This is a genomic window from Pseudomonas sp. MAFF 730105 (genome assembly GCF_055380705.1).
The window spans coordinates 4,467,865-4,482,350 of the sequence record NZ_AP018438.1; the positions used below are offsets into that span (position 1 = coordinate 4,467,865).

Sequence of the window (14,486 nt, forward strand, 5' to 3'; positions counted from 1 at the left end):
TGTGGGAGCCGGGCTTGCTCGCGATGGCGGTGGCACAAATAGATTGATGCAAGCTGACCCACCGCTTTCGCGAGCAAGCCCGCTCCCACAGGGGGATTGATGGCGAACGGGAATCTGGCGAACAGCCGAAATCTCTGTGGGAGCGAGCCTGCTCGCGATGGCAATGGATCAGTCAACATCAAAGCCGGCTGACCCACCACCATTTCTCACAGTTCCTAGAACGCTTTCCAGTCCCGCAGCCACTGCAGGCCGGCCGAGGTATCGCCACGGGGACGGTATTCGCAGCCGACCCAGCCGTCATAGCCCAGCTCGTCCAGCAATCCGAACAGGAACGGATAATGAACCTCCCCCAGGTCCGGCTCATGCCGATCCGGCACGCCGGCGATCTGGACATGCCCGATACCGCTGAAGTCGCGCCTGAGTTTGCTCGCCAGGTCGCCCTCGACGATCTGGCAGTGGTAGCAATCGAACTGGACCTTGAGGTTATCCGCCCCCACCTCCCGGCAGATGGCATGGGCCTGATCCTGACGATTGAGGAAAAAGCCCGGCATGTCCCGGGTGTTGATCGGCTCCAGCAACACCGTGATCCCGGCTTTCGCCGCCTGGGTCGTAGCGTAGGCGAGGTTTTCCAGGTACACGGCGTGGTGCCGGGCACGCTCGGCTTCGGACGGGAGCAAGCCCGCCATCACATGAATGTTCGAGTTGCCGAGCACCGCGGCGTATTCCAGGGCACGCTCGAAGCCTTGACGAAATTCCTGCTCGCGCCCCGGCAACGTCGCCAGCCCCCGCTCCCCCGCCGTCCAATCCCCGGGCGGTGCGTTGAAGAGCGCCTGGACGAGGCCGTGGTCATCCAGCCGCTGCTTGAGCACCTCGGGGCCGTACTCGTAGGGGAACAGGTATTCCACGGCATCGAAACCATCGGCCGCCGCGGCCGCGAAACGGTCGAGGAAATCATGTTGCGGGTAGAGCATGCTGAGATTGGCTGCGAAACGAGGCATACCGATATTCCTTAAACAAAAGGCCAGATCAACAAGGTGATACCGAAACCGAGTGTACCGAGCAGCGTAGTGATCACGGTCCAGGTGCGCAGGCCGTCCGCCACGTTGAGCCCTGCCAGTTTAGTGAAAATCCAGTAGCCGGCGTCGTTGATGTGAGACATCGCCAGCCCGCCACCGCCCATGGCCAGGCACAGCAGCGCCAGGTGATTGGGGGTCAGGCCGAGCGTCGCGATCAACGGACTGATGATACCGGCGGTGGTCACCAGCGCTACCGTGGTCGAACCTTGCACGGCGCGCAGCAGCATGGTCAGCAAAAAGCCCAGCGCCAGCACCGGCAACCCGGTGGTGCGCAACATCTCGGACACCACCGCACCGATCCCGGTGTCCACCAGCACCTTGCCAAAGACGCCACCGGCACCGGCGATCAGGATCACCATCGCCACCCCGGGCAACGCCGAGCCGATCACATCGGACACTTGGGTGCGACTCCAGCCCCGCCGTGAGCCCAACAGCCAGGCGCAAAGCAAGGTGTCGATCAGCAAGGCCACCAGCGGCGCACCCAGCACCGTCATGACCCCACGAACCGTGGATTCCACCGGCAGCAGCGTGGTCGACAGCGTCCCCAGCAGGATCAGCACGATCGGCAACAGGATCAATCCCACAATCAGGCCGAACCCCGGTGGCGGCGCCGGTGGCAGCTTGGCGACCAGCGAGCCGGTGGACTCTTCCAGTCCCATATGGGACACCGCAACGGCGGCTTGCAGCGGATCCCTGCCGTTGCCATTGCTCCAGGCGGCCAGGTCGTCGTTGGTGACGTGGGGGCCGTAGACTTCAGCGCGGATGTCGTCGGTCATCGGATAGAAGCGACGCGTCATGCGCCCTGCCACCTTATAGCCGACAAAACACAGAAAGGCAGTCAGCGGTAGGCCGAACATCAACACACGGCCCAGGTCGGCACCCAACTGGCTGGCCGCCGCCACGGCCCCTGGATGCGGCGGCAGGAACGCATGCACCGTGAGCAACGCCGCGCACATCGGCAAGGCGAACACCAGCAACGGCTTGCGGGCACTACGAGCCACGCCATAGGCCAGCGGCATGAGGATGATGACACCCACCTCGAAGAACACCGGCACGCCGATGATGAAACCGGCGATGGTCAGGGCCAGCGGTGTACGCCGGTTGCCAAAGCGTTCGATCAGGGTTTTCGCCAGGGCCTCGGCGCCGCCCGACAACTCGATGATGCGCCCGATCATCGCGCCCAGAGCGATGATGATTGCGATATGGCCGAGGGTCTTGCCCATGCCGCCTTCAATGGTCGCCACCAGGTCGGCCGGTTTCACCCCGGCCACCAGCGCCACCAGGATGCTCACCAGCATCAGCGCCACGAACGGTTGGAACTTGTACTTGAGCACCAGGAACAGCAACAGCGCGATCCCGGCACCGGCCGTGATCATCAGGATGACCGGGCTCATGGGCGCGACCCTCCGGAGAGGATCGGGAGAACGCTTGCGCGACAAACACTGCGATTGAAGTGGGTCATGGAGTGAATCCTGTTGTTATTGTTTTTTCAGCCAGCCCGCACGACACCGGTAGCGAGGGAATCAATCCCCTCGCCACTGGCTGTGCAAGGCTTTGGTTCTTGTGGCGGATCCCTTACCAATCGGCGCCGAAGATAGCGCGCAGCTCATCCAGTGCCGCCTGATCGAGCGGCTCGGGCCTGGGATTGCTCATCAGCCAGAGCCGCGCGGTCTCTTCCAACTCTTCCAGGGCGTAGCTGGCCCGGGACACCGTACTTTCCCAGACCACCGGGCCCAGGCGTTCGAGCATCACGCCGCGAACCCGATTGGCCAGTTGCGCCACCTGCTCGGCCACGTTGGGCGAGCCGGGACGCTGGTAGCCGATCAACGGAATGTGCCCGACCTTCATCACCTGATAAGGCGTGAGCGGAGGCAAGATGTCGTCGGGCCGCCAGACCCCGGCCAGGGTCAGCGCCACCAGATGGGTGGAGTGGGTGTGCACCACGCCGCCGACCGTCGGGTTGCGGTCGTAGACCTGGCGATGCAACGCCAGGGTCTTGGACGGCTTGTGTCCGGACACCCAATCGCCGGCGGCATTGACCTTGGCAATGGCCGCTGGATCGAGACGTCCCAGGCAGGCATCGGTCGGCGTGATCAGCCAGCCATCGTCGAGCCGGGCGCTGATGTTGCCAGCGCTGCCGACGGTGTAGCCACGCTGATAGAGGCTCAGGCCGACTTCGCAGATCTCTTCACGCAAGGCGCTTTCGGGGCTCATCGGGCGCCTCCGGCCAATTGCGCGAGGGCCTTGGCGAAGAAATCGCGACCGCCGAAATTGCCCGACTTGAGTGCCAGGGCCAGCGGTTCCGCGCCACTGCTGAGGGTGGCAGGCACACCCGGATCGATCTGCGCGCCGATCTGCAGCAACGTCACCTGCAGCGCCTTGACCACCGCGCCGGAGGTTTCGCCACCGGCAATCACGAAACGCCGTACACCTTGCTCGCGCAAACCCCGGGCGATCTCGCCCAAGGCGTTCTCCACCAGCGCACCGGCCCGACCAGCGCCCAACTGTTGCTGCACAGCCTTGACTTCATCGGCGCTGTTGGTGGCATAGATCAGCACGGTGTCCGCCGCGTCGCGGGCAAACGCCAGGGCTCGGGCGACCACCGGCTCACCAGCCGCCAACGCCACGGGATCGATGCGCAAGGCCGGCCGCCCAGCCTCGAGCCAGGCGGCCACTTGTCCATTGGTGGCGATTGACGCGCTGCCAGCCAAAACCACTTCACCGCCAGGAACCTGGGGCAGCGTCGACACATCGAAGTCCCTCAACTGGCCGGCTCGCCGGAAGTTGTCCGGCAGCCCCAGGGCCAGCCCGGAGCCGCCCGTCAGCAAGGGCAAGTCCGCGCAGGCCGCGCCGAGGGTGTACAGGTCCGCATCGGACAATGCGTCGGCGATGGCCATGCCGACGCCCCGGGCGCGCAACTCGGTCATCTTCGCCCGCACTGCATCCACGCCCTGGGCGACACTGTCGTAGCGCAACAGGCCAACCTCGAGGGAGGTCTGGGCTTGCAGCACACGCACCAGGTTGGCGTCGGTCATCGGCGTCAACGGGTGGTGTTGCATGCCCGACTCGTTCAGCAACTGGTCCTGCACGAACAGATGGCCGCGGAAAATCGTCCGGCCGTTTTCCGGAAACGCCGGGCAAGCCAGGGTGAAATCACTGCCCAGGGCCTTGAGCAGGGCTTCGCTCACCTGGCCGATATTGCCCGCGGCGGTCGAATCGAAGGTCGAGCAGTATTTGAAGAAAATCTGCTGGCACCCCCGTTCACGCAGCCAGGCCAGCGCCGCGAGGGATTCATCGATGGCCTCGGCCACAGGCAGGGTCCGCGACTTGAGGGCAATCACGATCGCATCGGCCGCCAGGCCTTCAGCGTCTTCGGCACCGGGGATGCCGATGCTCTGCACCGTACGCATGCCGCCGCGCACCAGCATGTTGGCCAAGTCCGTGGCACCCGTGAAGTCGTCGGCAATGCAGCCCAGCAGCGGGCGCGCGTTGGAAGGGGTCATGGCGGCTCCTCAGATCGAATCGGGCTTGGCGGTCGGCAAGTCGATGCCCGGAAAAATCTTGATCACCGCCGAATCATCCTCCCGGCCGAAACCGGCGCTGGAGGCCTGCATGAACATCTGGTGCGCGGTGGCCGACAACGGCAACGGAAATTTGCTGGCGCGGGCGGTATCGAGCACCAGACCCAGATCCTTGACGAAGATGTCCACCGCCGACAGGGGCGTGTAGTCAGCCTTGAGAATGTGCGGCACGCGGTTTTCGAACATCCAGGAGTTGCCGGCGCTGTGGGTGATCACTTCGTACAACGCATCGGCATCCACGCCTTCACGCAGCCCCAGGGCCATGGCTTCGGCCGAGGCGGCGATGTGTACGCCGGCCAGCAATTGATTGATGATTTTGACTTTGGAACCCAGGCCGTGGACATCGCCCAGGCGATAGACCTTGCCCGCCATGCCCGCCAGGACCGCTTCGGCCTTGGCGTAGGCCGGCGCCGGGCCCGAGGTCATCATGGTCATCTCGCCAGCCGCAGCCTTGGCCGCGCCGCCGGAGATCGGCGCGTCGAGGTACAGCAGGCCAGTCTGCGCCAGGCGCTGGCCCAGCTCCACGGCAAAGGTCGGCGCCACGGTGGCACAACCGATAACCAGGCTGCCCTCGCGCAAGGCTTGCACGGCACCGTTCTCGCCAAACAACACCGTGTCGGTCTGCTCGGCGTTCACCACCACGGTGATGATCACATCGCATTGAGCCGCCATGTCGGCGGGTGATGCACAGGCCACCCCGCCCTCGCCGGCAAATTGCTCGGTGACGGCGGCACGTACATCGCAGGCATGCACATTGAAGCCTGCGCGCAGCAACGAGCGGGCAATGCCCAGGCCCATCGCGCCGAGACCAATCACACCGACATTCTTGTTATTCATGAGGCACTCCGGAAAAGACAACGAACCGTTCTGGTGGGTCTTGTAGCGAGCTTTGTCCTACAGGTTGGTTTCGATCATCCACCAATGAACAGATCTTGTGAAGTATTTTTTCAATCTAACATTTTTTAACATTGCTCTTTTCCATGAACATCGTCTTCACCTGTCTTCCAGGCAGGGCTACCCTGAACGTCACGCAGCCCTGAAGGAGCAAAGAGCTTGAGCGTCGATATCGAGTGCGTGGTGGTGGGTGCGGGGGTCGTCGGTCTGGCCGTGGCCCGGGAGATGGCCCAGGCCGGCCATGAGGTGCTGTTGATCGAAGCCGGCGGCGCCATCGGCATGGGCACCAGTTCGCGCAATTCCGAAGTCATCCATGCCGGCATCTACTACCCTCCGGGCAGCCTCAAGGCCCGGTTGTGCGTCGAAGGTCGGCACCGGCTGTACGCCTATTGCGAAAGCCACGGCGTGACGACTCGCCGGCTCGGCAAGCTGATCGTCGCCAAGGACCCGGCGCAGGTGGCCGGCCTCCAGGTCTTGCTGGAACGCGGCTTGACGAACGGCGTGGACGACTTGCGCCTGCTCGATCAGGAGCAGGCGTTGGCCCTGGAGCCGGCGCTGGCGTGTGTCGCCGCGTTGTATTCGCCTTCCACGGGCATTGTCGATTCCCATGCCTTGATGCTGGCCTTGCAAGGCGATGCCGAAGCGGCCGGCGCGAACCTGGCCTTCCACACGCCGTTGCTGGGGGTTCGCATCGGCGCGGGGCAGTTTCTGCTGGAGTTGGGTGGCACGGCCCAGATGAAGCTGTCCTGCCGCCGACTGATCAACGTCGCCGGCCTCCAGGCGCCCGCCCTCGCCCGTCGCATGGAGGGCCTGCCGGCGCAAACAGTGCCCCCCGACTATTTGTGCAAGGGCAATTACTTCAGCCTTGCCGGACGCGCGCCCTTCCGGCATCTGGTCTACCCGGCTCCGGAAGCCGCCGGGCTGGGCATCCACATGACCCTGGACCTGGCGGGCCAGGCCCGTTTCGGGCCTGACATCGAATGGGTCGAACACGAGGATTATCGGGTCGATCCGGCGCGCGCCGAAACCTTCTACCCGGCGATTCGCACTTACTGGCCCGACCTGCCCGACCACAGCCTGCAACCGGCCTACAGCGGCATCCGCCCGAAGATCTCCGCCCCCGGCGAACCCTCCCGCGACTTCCTCATCAGTAGCGCTGCCGAGCACCAGGTACCTGGGCTGATCAACCTGTTCGGCATCGAATCGCCAGGGCTGACATCTTGCTTGGCGATTGCCGAGCGGGTGCGGCAATTGCTCGACGACTGAGCTGCAAAATCCTCTGTGGGAGCGAGCCTGCTCGCGATGAGGCCAGGCCAGTCGACTTCATCATTGGCTGAACGACCGCTATCGCGAGCAGGCTCGCTCCCACAAGGGGTTCTAGGTCAGGCAACGCAAAGTGCAAGGCGCTTTGGCCCCTCTTCATGCAGCCTGCACGATGATAAAAATGGCATCCATCTCAACCCATTGTTTTAAAAGAACTTTATAAAGCCACCTGGCTGGCACGGCCGATGCAATCCTTGGTTAACGCGACGTCGGCGCTTGAAGCCGGCGCGTAACCGTGAATTGCCGAGGAGCTGTATATGAACGCCATCGATCTGTTGAAAGCTGACCATGAACGCGTCAAAGGTATTCTGGCTCAACTGAGCGAATCCACCGAACGCGGCGTCAAGAAACGTACTGACCTGTTGGCGAAGCTGGAAATGGAAGTCACCATTCATACCCGGCTGGAAGAAGAGATCCTGTACCCGGCCTTCAAGCAAGCGGGGGGCAAGGACGAGGCCGAAATGTACTACGAGGCCAAGGAAGAACATCGCACGGTCGATTCACTGGTGCTGCCGGACCTGAAGGCCACCGATCCTTCCCAACCGGAATTTGCCGGCCGGGTGAAAGTGGTCAAGGAACTGCTTGAGCACCACATCGAAGAAGAAGAAAAAGAGATGTTCCCCCAAGCCAAGAAAGTGCTGGGCAAAGCCAAGCTGGATGCCTTGGGTGAACAGATGGAAACCATGAAGGCGCAGTACAAGAAGGAACTGTCCGGCGCCAATATGGCCGCCTGATTGGTATCACGCAAGCTTTCAGCCGTCTGGTGGCGGCTGAAAGCTCAGCCACTCATTGCATGTGCTCACGTAGAAATTCCACCAGCGCTTGCACCGGGGGAGCGCTCTGGCGATGTTGCGGGTAGACCGCCGACAGGGCGAGGGGCTCGGTTTCGAAACCCTCCAGGACCTTGATCAGCCGTCCGTCCTTCAGCGCATCGCCGAGGATGAAGGTGGGGAGATAGGTAATACCCATGCCGGCAATGGCCGCATCCCGGAGCAGATCACCGTTGTTGGCGCGCATGCGCCCGGCGACTTCCAACACCAGCGGTTTACCCCCTCCTCCAAAACGCCATTGAACCTGACGGCTGTGACCATAGGGCAGGCAGTCATGGTTGCGCAGGTCTTCGGGGCGCAAGGGTGTGCCGCGTTGCGCCAGATATGACGGGCTGGCGCAGTAGACCCGGTCGATGGTTGCGATGCGGCGGGCGATCAAGGTCGAATCCTCCAGCACCCCGATCCGTAGCGCGAGGTCGTAGCCCTCCCCCAGCAAATCCACCGAGCGGTCACTCAGGTCCACTTCGACGCTGACCTGCGGATAACGCTCCAGGAACAACGGCAGCAGACTGCCCAGGTGCGCCACGGCAAAAGACAGCGGTGCGCTGAGCCGAAGGGTGCCGCGAGGCTCGCTGGTCTGGCCGCTGATGCCCTGCTCCACCTGCTCGATTTCGTTGAGCAGACGCAAGGCGGCCTCGTAATAGCGCTGGCCCAACGGGGTGACATCCAGCCGCCGCGTCGAACGGTTGAGCAGACGAACCCCCAGCCGCTGTTCCAGCTCCATGAGCTTGCGGCTGACGAATTGCTTGGACAACCCCAACTGGTCCGCCGCCGCCGTGAAGCTGCCCGACTCCATGACCTGGGCAAAAATGCGCATTTCTTCGAAGGGGTTCATTGTCACTCCAGAGGTGGACAGTGAGGGAGTTCAGTTGAGCATTGTGGTCGGGGTGAGACAGGTTGGGAAGGGTTGAATGGGCTGACGCCATCGCGAGCAGGCTCGCTCCCACAGGGGATTCGGGCGTTTCAAGAGACATGTCCACCACAAAACCCATGTGGGAGCGAGCCTGCTCGCGATGGCGGCCTGTCAGTCGACCAAAAACCAAAACGCCCGCACAAGGCGGGCGTCGTCCAGCAACAACCACTGAAGCTTACTTGGCAGTCAGCGCCGCGTAGCTGTTCATCAGGTTGCGGTAGTTCGGAATGCGCTGGGACAGCAGGTTGCCCAGGCCTTCAATGTCGTTGCGCCAGTCGCGGTGCAGTTCGCAAGCCACCGAGAACCAGTTCATCAGTTGCGCGCCGGCAGCGCTCATGCGAGCCCAGGAGGCCTGCTGCACGGTTTCGTTGAAGGTGCCCGAGGCGTCGGTGACGACGAACACGTCGAAACCTTCGGCCAGGGCCGACAAGGTCGGGAATGCCACGCAGACATCGGTCACCACGCCAGCGATGATCAGTTGCTTGCGGCCGGTGGCCTTGATCGCCTTGACGAAGTCTTCGTTGTCCCAGGCATTGATCTGGCCTGGACGCGGGATGTACGGCGCGTCCGGGAACATTTCCTTGAGCTCCGGCACGAGCGGGCCGTTAGGGCCTTTTTCGAAGCTGGTGGTCAGGATGGTCGGCAGACCGAAGAACTTCGCCAGGTCAGCCAGGGCCAGCACGTTGTTCTTGAACTCGTTGGGCGAGAAGTCCTGGACCAGGGAGATCAGACCCGTCTGGTGATCGACCAGCAGGACGACTGCATCATCTTTGTTCAGGCGGTTGTAGACAGGGGCATTGCTCATGGGATGACTCCTTATACATGGTTGTTACAAATCCTGTGGGAGCGAGCCTGCTCGCGAAGCGGTGTGCCTGTTGCGAAGGTGTCGGATGCGCCGACGTCTTCGCGGGCAGGCTCGCTCCCACAGGGGGATGTTGATGTCTGTCAGAACGCGAAGCAGGAACAGCCAAACGCGCCCCAGAAGCCTTGGAAATCGCTGACCGGGACGTTCGACAGCCGCGCCCGCTCATGGCTATGGGAATGCACCGTGCAAGGACCGCTGCACTGGTGAACCTGGGCCTGCAACGGCGAAGTCGGGCGCCAGTGACCTGGCACCTTGACCACCGGTGACCAGTCCGGCAGCACCGGGACGCTGGCAGGGCCGAGTTTTTCGAAGTCACCGGCGGCGTACACCACCTTGCCGTCGACCACCGTCAGCACGGACTCGATCCACTTGATGGCTTCTTCCTCGACGCTGAAGAAGTCGGCGCTCAGTGCCGCCAGGTCCGCCAACTGGCCGACCTTGATCTGGCCCTTCTTGCCCTGCTCCGAGGAGAACCAGGCGCTGCCATGGGTGAACAGCTCCAGCGCGGTCAGGCGCGGCAGGCCTTCTTCGTGCAGCGCCAGGCCACCGACCGTGCGACCGCTGACCATCCAGTACAGCGAGGTCCAGGGGTTGTAGCTCGATACCCGGGTGGCATCGGTGCCGGCACCCACTGGTACGCCTTCGGCCAGCATGCGCTTGATCGGCGGCGTCGCTTCGGCGGCCTTGGCGCCGTAGCGATCGACAAAGTATTCGCCCTGGAAGGCCATGCGGTCCTGGATGGCAATGCCGCCGCCCAGTGCACGGACCCGCTCGATGTTCTGCGGGGTGATGGTTTCGGCGTGGTCGAAGAACCATGGCAGGCCGTTGAACGGGATGTCACGGTTGACCTTCTCGAACACGTCGAGCATGCGGCTGATGGACTCGTTGTAGGTGGCATGCAGGCGGAACGGCCAACGCTGCTCCACCAGGTGCCGCACCACGGGCTCCAGGTCCTGCTCCATGCCAGGCGGCAGGTCCGGACGCGGCTCGAGGAAGTCTTCGAAATCCGCCGCCGAGAACACCAGCATTTCACCGGCGCCGTTGTGCCGCAGGAAATCATCGCCCTGGTGCAGCTTGACGCTGCCGGTCCAGTTCTTGAAGTCGCTGAGCTCTTCCTTGGGCTTCTGGGTGAACAGGTTGTAGGCGATGCGCACCGTCAACTGTTCTTCCCGGGCCAACTGCTCGATCACCGCGTAGTCGTCGGGGTAATTCTGGAAACCACCACCGGCGTCGATGGCACTGGTCAGCCCCAGGCGATTGAGTTCACGCATGAACTGGCGAGTGGAATTGACCTGGTACTCCAGCGGCAACTTCGGCCCCTTGGCCAACGTCGAGTAGAGGATCATCGCGTTGGGACGCGCCACCAGCATGCCGGTGGGTTCACCCTTGCTGTCGCGCACGATCTCGCCGCCCGGCGGGTTCGGCGTGTCACGGGTATAGCCGGCCACCCGCAACGCGGCACGGTTGAGCAAGGCGCGGTCATACAGGTGCAACACGAACACCGGGGTGTCGGGGGCGGCCTGGTTGAGTTCTTCCAGGGTCGGCATGCGCTTTTCGGCGAACTGGAATTCGTTCCAGCCGCCCACCACACGTACCCATTGCGGCGTCGGCGTACGGTCGGCCTGGTCCTTGAGCATGCGCAGGGCATCGGCCAGGGACGGCACGCCTTCCCAACGCAGTTCGAGGTTGTAGTTCAAGCCACCGCGGATCAGGTGCAGGTGCGAGTCGTTAAGCCCGGGGATGACGGTGCGGCCCTTGAGGTCGATGACCTGGGTACTGCCGCCACGCAAGGCCATGGCCTCGGCGTCGGTGCCCACGACAACGAACTTGCCCTGGCTGATGGCCACGGCGCTGGCCCGGGGCTTTTCCCGGTCGACGGTGTGGAACTGGCCATTGAACAGAATCAGATCGGCGTTCATAGGGTTCTCCTTCAACTATCAAAAAATGTGTGGCTAGGGAGCTGGTTGTGACTAGGCACAACGGCTCGACAAGCTCAGGATTCCAAATGCTCGTGTGCTGTCGAGGCTTGCAGCCAGGGTGCGAACAGACGGGTCGCCAGCGGCATGCACACGTAACAGACCGAGAGCACGATGGTCAGGGTGATCAGGAACGTGGCGACGACGTAGTTGGAAAGAAATGCGTTGAGTTGCAGCACGGGCCCCCAGATCAGCGGCACCAACAAGGTGTGCGGCAGGATGACCAACAGCGTCACCACGGCCTGCTTCCAGCGCGGTGGCGGCGTGGAGGCGTCGGCCAGCGGGGCGAACCAGAACTCCTTGTGGGACGCGACCTCGGTCTGGTCACCATCGGCCAGCAACGGCGTGGCCTCTTCCACCAACTCGCGGCGCTCGGGCGAATCGAGCCAGCGCTGCATGGCCTCGGTGGAACAGAAGCGCAGCACGCAAGTGAACAGCGACAACCCGCTCTGCTTGCCTCGCACCACATCCACGCCCAGGTGTCCCGGCCAACTGCCGGCCACGGTCACGATGCGTCGCAACCAGGCCTCATAGGCCGCGTCCTGGCCGGCCTTGACCCGGTGCTTGACGATCAGGGTCACGATTTCGTCGAAGCCAGGTGTGGCAGCACCCGTTGTGGGCTCGACAGCTTGAGATTCAGACATGGCGTAACACTCCGGTAAAACGCGCATTCAGCGCCAGGCGGCCCGGCCCGGCGATGAACACAGTGGTAAAGATGATCAGCAGCAGCCAGCCGAACTGCCCTTCTTCGAGGCTCCATTGCGGGTGAACCACCCACAGCGCAACCGCCAACAGGAACAGGATGGGCAGGCACGCGAGGCGCACCAGGACACCGACTGCGATCAGCAACGGGCACAGCACTTCGGCGAAGATCGCCAACATCAGGGTAAGGCTCGCCCCCAAGTGAAACGGGTCTTCGATGCGGGTCAGCTCGTCGCTGTAGTGCAGCCACTTCGGCAACCCGTGGACCCATAGCAGAAACAGCGCGCCACTGAGGCGCAGGAACAGCAGTCCCCAGTCCTGCAGGGTACGTTCGTCGGTGACGTTCATCGGTGTGCTCCGTCCGGGTCCGCATAGGCAGCGGCCGGCAATGATTGGGACATGTGGGTGGCAATGCGCGAGCGCAGCCAGCGCTCGGCCGGGTCGTTGTCATGCACGCCACTCCAGACCATCGACAGCTCGGCCGCGTTGATCTCGAACGGTGGATCCTCGGCCCGCAACGCGCAGCCTTCCACCAGCGCGCAGGCCGCGTAGTCGGGCACGGTAGCGATCAGTTCGGTGCCGGCCAACAACGCCCGCAAGCCACTGAACTGCGGGACGCCCAACACCACTTTGCGGGTCCGGCCAATACGCGCCAGGTCCAGGTCGATGTTGCCGCTCAGGTCCCCCGAGAACGACACCATGGCGTGGGGACGCGCGCAGTACTCGTCCAGGGTCAGCGGGCCCGGACGCTTGTCGCCGCGCAAGACCTTGCAGGGGATGTCCCGCAGTTTCTTGCGCTTGGCGTTGGCCGGCAGATCGGTGGTGTAGCTGACCCCGACGCTGATTTCCCCGCTGCCCAGCAACGACGACATCAGCAGGTAATTGGCCCGGCGCACCACCACGATGATGCCCGGCGCTTCTTCGCGCAGTTGGCTCAGCAACGGCGGGAACAGGCCGAACTCGGCGTCGTCCGACAGGCCGATGCGAAACACGTCGCAACTGGTGGACGGATCGAACGCCTTGGCCCGGCTGACCGCGCCGGAAATCGTGTCCATGGCCGGTTGCAGCTCACGCAGGATCGCCATGGCCCGAGGCGTCGGCTCCATGCCGCGACCGTGGCGGATCAGCAGCGGATCATCGAACAGATCCCGCAACCGCCCCAGCGCCGCGCTCACGGCAGGCTGGCCCATGAACAGCTTTTCAGCGACGCGGGTCAGGTTCTTCTCGAACATCAACGCCTCGAAGATCACCAGCAGGTTCATGTCAAGACGGCGTAAATCGTTGCGATTCATCGATTAGGATCCTGTGGAATACCATCCTGTGGGAGCGAGCCTGCTCGCGAAGCGTCGACACATCCGACGTCGTCACAAGCTGACCCACCGCTATCGCGAGCAGGCTCGCTCCCACAGGTTCTATGCTCGATCAGCCTCGGATGAACGCCAGCAGGTCGGCGTTCAGTCGATCCTTGTGGGTGTCGGTCAAGCCGTGGGGCGCGCCGGGGTAGACCAGCAGTTGCGAGTGCTTGAGCAGTTTGGCGGCTGCAATGCCGGCGGCTTCGATGGGGACCACCTGGTCGTCATCGCCATGGACCACGAGGGTCGGCACGTCGATGTTGCGCAGGTCTTCGGAAAGATCAGTCTCCGAGAACGCCTTGATGCAGTCGTACGTGTTCTTGTGGCCGGCGAGCATGCCTTGCATCCAGAACCAGTCGATCATGCCTTGGGACACCTTGGCACCCGGACGGTTGGCGCCGAAAAACGCGCTGGCCACATCCTTGTATAGCTGAGAACGGTCGGCCAGGGAGGCCTGGCGGAAACCGTCGAACACTTCGATGGGCAGGCCGCCCGGGTTGACCGGGGTCCTGAGCATCAACGGCGTCACTGCCGAGATCAGCCCGAGCTTGGCGACGCGAGCGGCGCCATGACGGCCGATATAGCGTGCCACTTCACCACCGCCGGTCGAGAAACCGAGCAGTACGGCGTCCTTCAGGTCCAGCCGCTCGATCAGCTCGGCCAGGTCATCGGCGTAGGTGTTCATGTCATTGCCGTCCCAAGGCTGGCTGGAGCGCCCATGCCCACGACGGTCGTGGGCGATCACCCGGTAACCGTTGGACGCCAGGAACATCATCTGCGCCTCCCAACTGTCCGAGCTCAACGGCCAGCCATGACTGAAGACAACCGGCTGACCACTGCCCCAATCCTTGTAGTAGATCTCGGTGCCGTCGCGGGTGATGAAGGTGCTCATGACATGACTTCCTTGAGAGGGGTGGAGGTCTCCATGGTCGTGTCAGAGGGGGTGTATGCGTGAGTTAAACGTTGTTAATTTT

At 63.2% G+C, this 14,486-nt stretch carries 14 protein-coding genes; 2 read left to right on the forward strand and 12 right to left on the reverse strand.

Annotation, left to right across the window (positions count from 1 at the left end; translation table 11 throughout):
- Positions 1 to 215: 215 nt before the first annotated feature.
- From otnI to ltnD, 5 genes are all read right to left on the reverse strand, one after another.
- Positions 216 to 998 carry a 2-oxo-tetronate isomerase gene (gene otnI, locus PCOSP_RS19085; RefSeq protein WP_139643831.1) on the reverse strand — a complete coding sequence of 261 codons (783 nt, stop codon included), beginning with the start codon at positions 996 to 998 and terminating at the stop codon, positions 216 to 218.
- A gap of 11 nt (positions 999 to 1,009) precedes the next feature.
- The gene (locus tag PCOSP_RS19090) at positions 1,010 to 2,470 is read right to left on the reverse strand and encodes a GntT/GntP/DsdX family permease (protein WP_464709300.1); all 1,461 of its coding nucleotides are present in this window, start codon (positions 2,468 to 2,470) and stop codon (positions 1,010 to 1,012) included.
- Between the two features lie 181 nt (positions 2,471 to 2,651).
- Entirely contained in the window at positions 2,652 to 3,290 is a 639-nt protein-coding gene (otnC, locus tag PCOSP_RS19095; RefSeq protein WP_464709301.1) for a 3-oxo-tetronate 4-phosphate decarboxylase, read from the reverse strand.
- Positions 3,287 to 4,579 carry a 3-oxo-tetronate kinase gene (gene otnK, locus PCOSP_RS19100; protein ID WP_464709302.1) on the reverse strand — a complete coding sequence of 431 codons (1,293 nt, stop codon included), beginning with the start codon at positions 4,577 to 4,579 and terminating at the stop codon, positions 3,287 to 3,289. The genes otnC and otnK overlap by 4 nt, the downstream gene beginning before the upstream one ends.
- Before the next feature lie 9 nt (positions 4,580 to 4,588).
- A complete protein-coding gene (gene ltnD, locus PCOSP_RS19105) occupies positions 4,589 to 5,515 on the reverse strand; it encodes an L-threonate dehydrogenase (RefSeq protein WP_464709303.1) in 927 nt (308 codons plus the stop codon).
- 195 nt (positions 5,516 to 5,710) lie between these two features.
- Between ltnD and PCOSP_RS19110 the strand changes: the two genes are divergently transcribed.
- Together PCOSP_RS19110 and PCOSP_RS19115 are read left to right on the forward strand one after the other, a co-directional pair.
- Positions 5,711 to 6,817: an NAD(P)/FAD-dependent oxidoreductase gene (locus tag PCOSP_RS19110; RefSeq protein WP_464709304.1), complete on the forward strand. Its 1,107-nt coding sequence runs from the start codon at positions 5,711 to 5,713 to the stop codon at positions 6,815 to 6,817.
- A 314-nt stretch (positions 6,818 to 7,131) separates the two neighbouring features.
- Positions 7,132 to 7,608: a hemerythrin domain-containing protein gene (locus PCOSP_RS19115; RefSeq protein ID WP_024779328.1), complete on the forward strand. Its 477-nt coding sequence runs from the start codon at positions 7,132 to 7,134 to the stop codon at positions 7,606 to 7,608.
- A gap of 52 nt (positions 7,609 to 7,660) precedes the next feature.
- Here PCOSP_RS19115 and PCOSP_RS19120 read toward each other — a convergent pair whose 3' ends face one another.
- From PCOSP_RS19120 to PCOSP_RS19150, 7 genes are all read right to left on the reverse strand, one after another.
- The gene (locus PCOSP_RS19120) at positions 7,661 to 8,539 is read right to left on the reverse strand and encodes a LysR family transcriptional regulator (protein ID WP_464709306.1); all 879 of its coding nucleotides are present in this window, start codon (positions 8,537 to 8,539) and stop codon (positions 7,661 to 7,663) included.
- Positions 8,540 to 8,792: 253 nt separating this feature from the next.
- The gene (gene ycaC, locus PCOSP_RS19125) at positions 8,793 to 9,422 is read right to left on the reverse strand and encodes an isochorismate family cysteine hydrolase YcaC (RefSeq protein ID WP_024779330.1); all 630 of its coding nucleotides are present in this window, start codon (positions 9,420 to 9,422) and stop codon (positions 8,793 to 8,795) included.
- Between the two features lie 140 nt (positions 9,423 to 9,562).
- Positions 9,563 to 11,401 carry an amidohydrolase gene (locus tag PCOSP_RS19130; protein ID WP_139643851.1) on the reverse strand — a complete coding sequence of 613 codons (1,839 nt, stop codon included), beginning with the start codon at positions 11,399 to 11,401 and terminating at the stop codon, positions 9,563 to 9,565.
- Between the two features lie 74 nt (positions 11,402 to 11,475).
- Positions 11,476 to 12,102, reverse strand: coding sequence for an antibiotic biosynthesis monooxygenase (locus tag PCOSP_RS19135; RefSeq protein ID WP_464709308.1), 627 nt, complete (start codon positions 12,100 to 12,102; stop codon positions 11,476 to 11,478).
- On the reverse strand, positions 12,095 to 12,508 hold the full coding sequence (locus tag PCOSP_RS19140; RefSeq protein ID WP_139643856.1) for a DoxX family protein: 414 nt from the start codon (positions 12,506 to 12,508) through the stop codon (positions 12,095 to 12,097). The genes PCOSP_RS19135 and PCOSP_RS19140 overlap by 8 nt, the downstream gene beginning before the upstream one ends.
- Positions 12,505 to 13,452, reverse strand: coding sequence for a LysR substrate-binding domain-containing protein (locus tag PCOSP_RS19145; RefSeq protein ID WP_041024342.1), 948 nt, complete (start codon positions 13,450 to 13,452; stop codon positions 12,505 to 12,507). The genes PCOSP_RS19140 and PCOSP_RS19145 overlap by 4 nt, the downstream gene beginning before the upstream one ends.
- A gap of 130 nt (positions 13,453 to 13,582) precedes the next feature.
- Positions 13,583 to 14,404 carry an alpha/beta fold hydrolase gene (locus tag PCOSP_RS19150; protein WP_464709309.1) on the reverse strand — a complete coding sequence of 274 codons (822 nt, stop codon included), beginning with the start codon at positions 14,402 to 14,404 and terminating at the stop codon, positions 13,583 to 13,585.
- Between the last annotated feature and the right edge of the window lie 82 nt (positions 14,405 to 14,486).

Coding starts and splice junctions, on each gene's coding strand:
- PCOSP_RS19140 (WP_139643856.1), bottom strand. CDS start 12,508: ATGAACGTCACCGACGAACGTACCCTGCAGGACTGGGGACTGCTGTTC.
- PCOSP_RS19150 (WP_464709309.1), bottom strand. CDS start 14,404: ATGAGCACCTTCATCACCCGCGACGGCACCGAGATCTACTACAAGGAT.
- PCOSP_RS19130 (WP_139643851.1), bottom strand. CDS start 11,401: ATGAACGCCGATCTGATTCTGTTCAATGGCCAGTTCCACACCGTCGAC.
- PCOSP_RS19145 (WP_041024342.1), bottom strand. CDS start 13,452: ATGAATCGCAACGATTTACGCCGTCTTGACATGAACCTGCTGGTGATC.
- PCOSP_RS19135 (WP_464709308.1), bottom strand. CDS start 12,102: ATGTCTGAATCTCAAGCTGTCGAGCCCACAACGGGTGCTGCCACACCT.
- otnK (WP_464709302.1), bottom strand. CDS start 4,579: ATGACCCCTTCCAACGCGCGCCCGCTGCTGGGCTGCATTGCCGACGAC.
- ycaC (WP_024779330.1), bottom strand. CDS start 9,422: ATGAGCAATGCCCCTGTCTACAACCGCCTGAACAAAGATGATGCAGTC.
- otnC (WP_464709301.1), bottom strand. CDS start 3,290: ATGAGCCCCGAAAGCGCCTTGCGTGAAGAGATCTGCGAAGTCGGCCTG.
- PCOSP_RS19115 (WP_024779328.1), top strand. CDS start 7,132: ATGAACGCCATCGATCTGTTGAAAGCTGACCATGAACGCGTCAAAGGT.
- PCOSP_RS19090 (WP_464709300.1), bottom strand. CDS start 2,470: ATGAGCCCGGTCATCCTGATGATCACGGCCGGTGCCGGGATCGCGCTG.
- PCOSP_RS19120 (WP_464709306.1), bottom strand. CDS start 8,539: ATGAACCCCTTCGAAGAAATGCGCATTTTTGCCCAGGTCATGGAGTCG.
- otnI (WP_139643831.1), bottom strand. CDS start 998: ATGCCTCGTTTCGCAGCCAATCTCAGCATGCTCTACCCGCAACATGAT.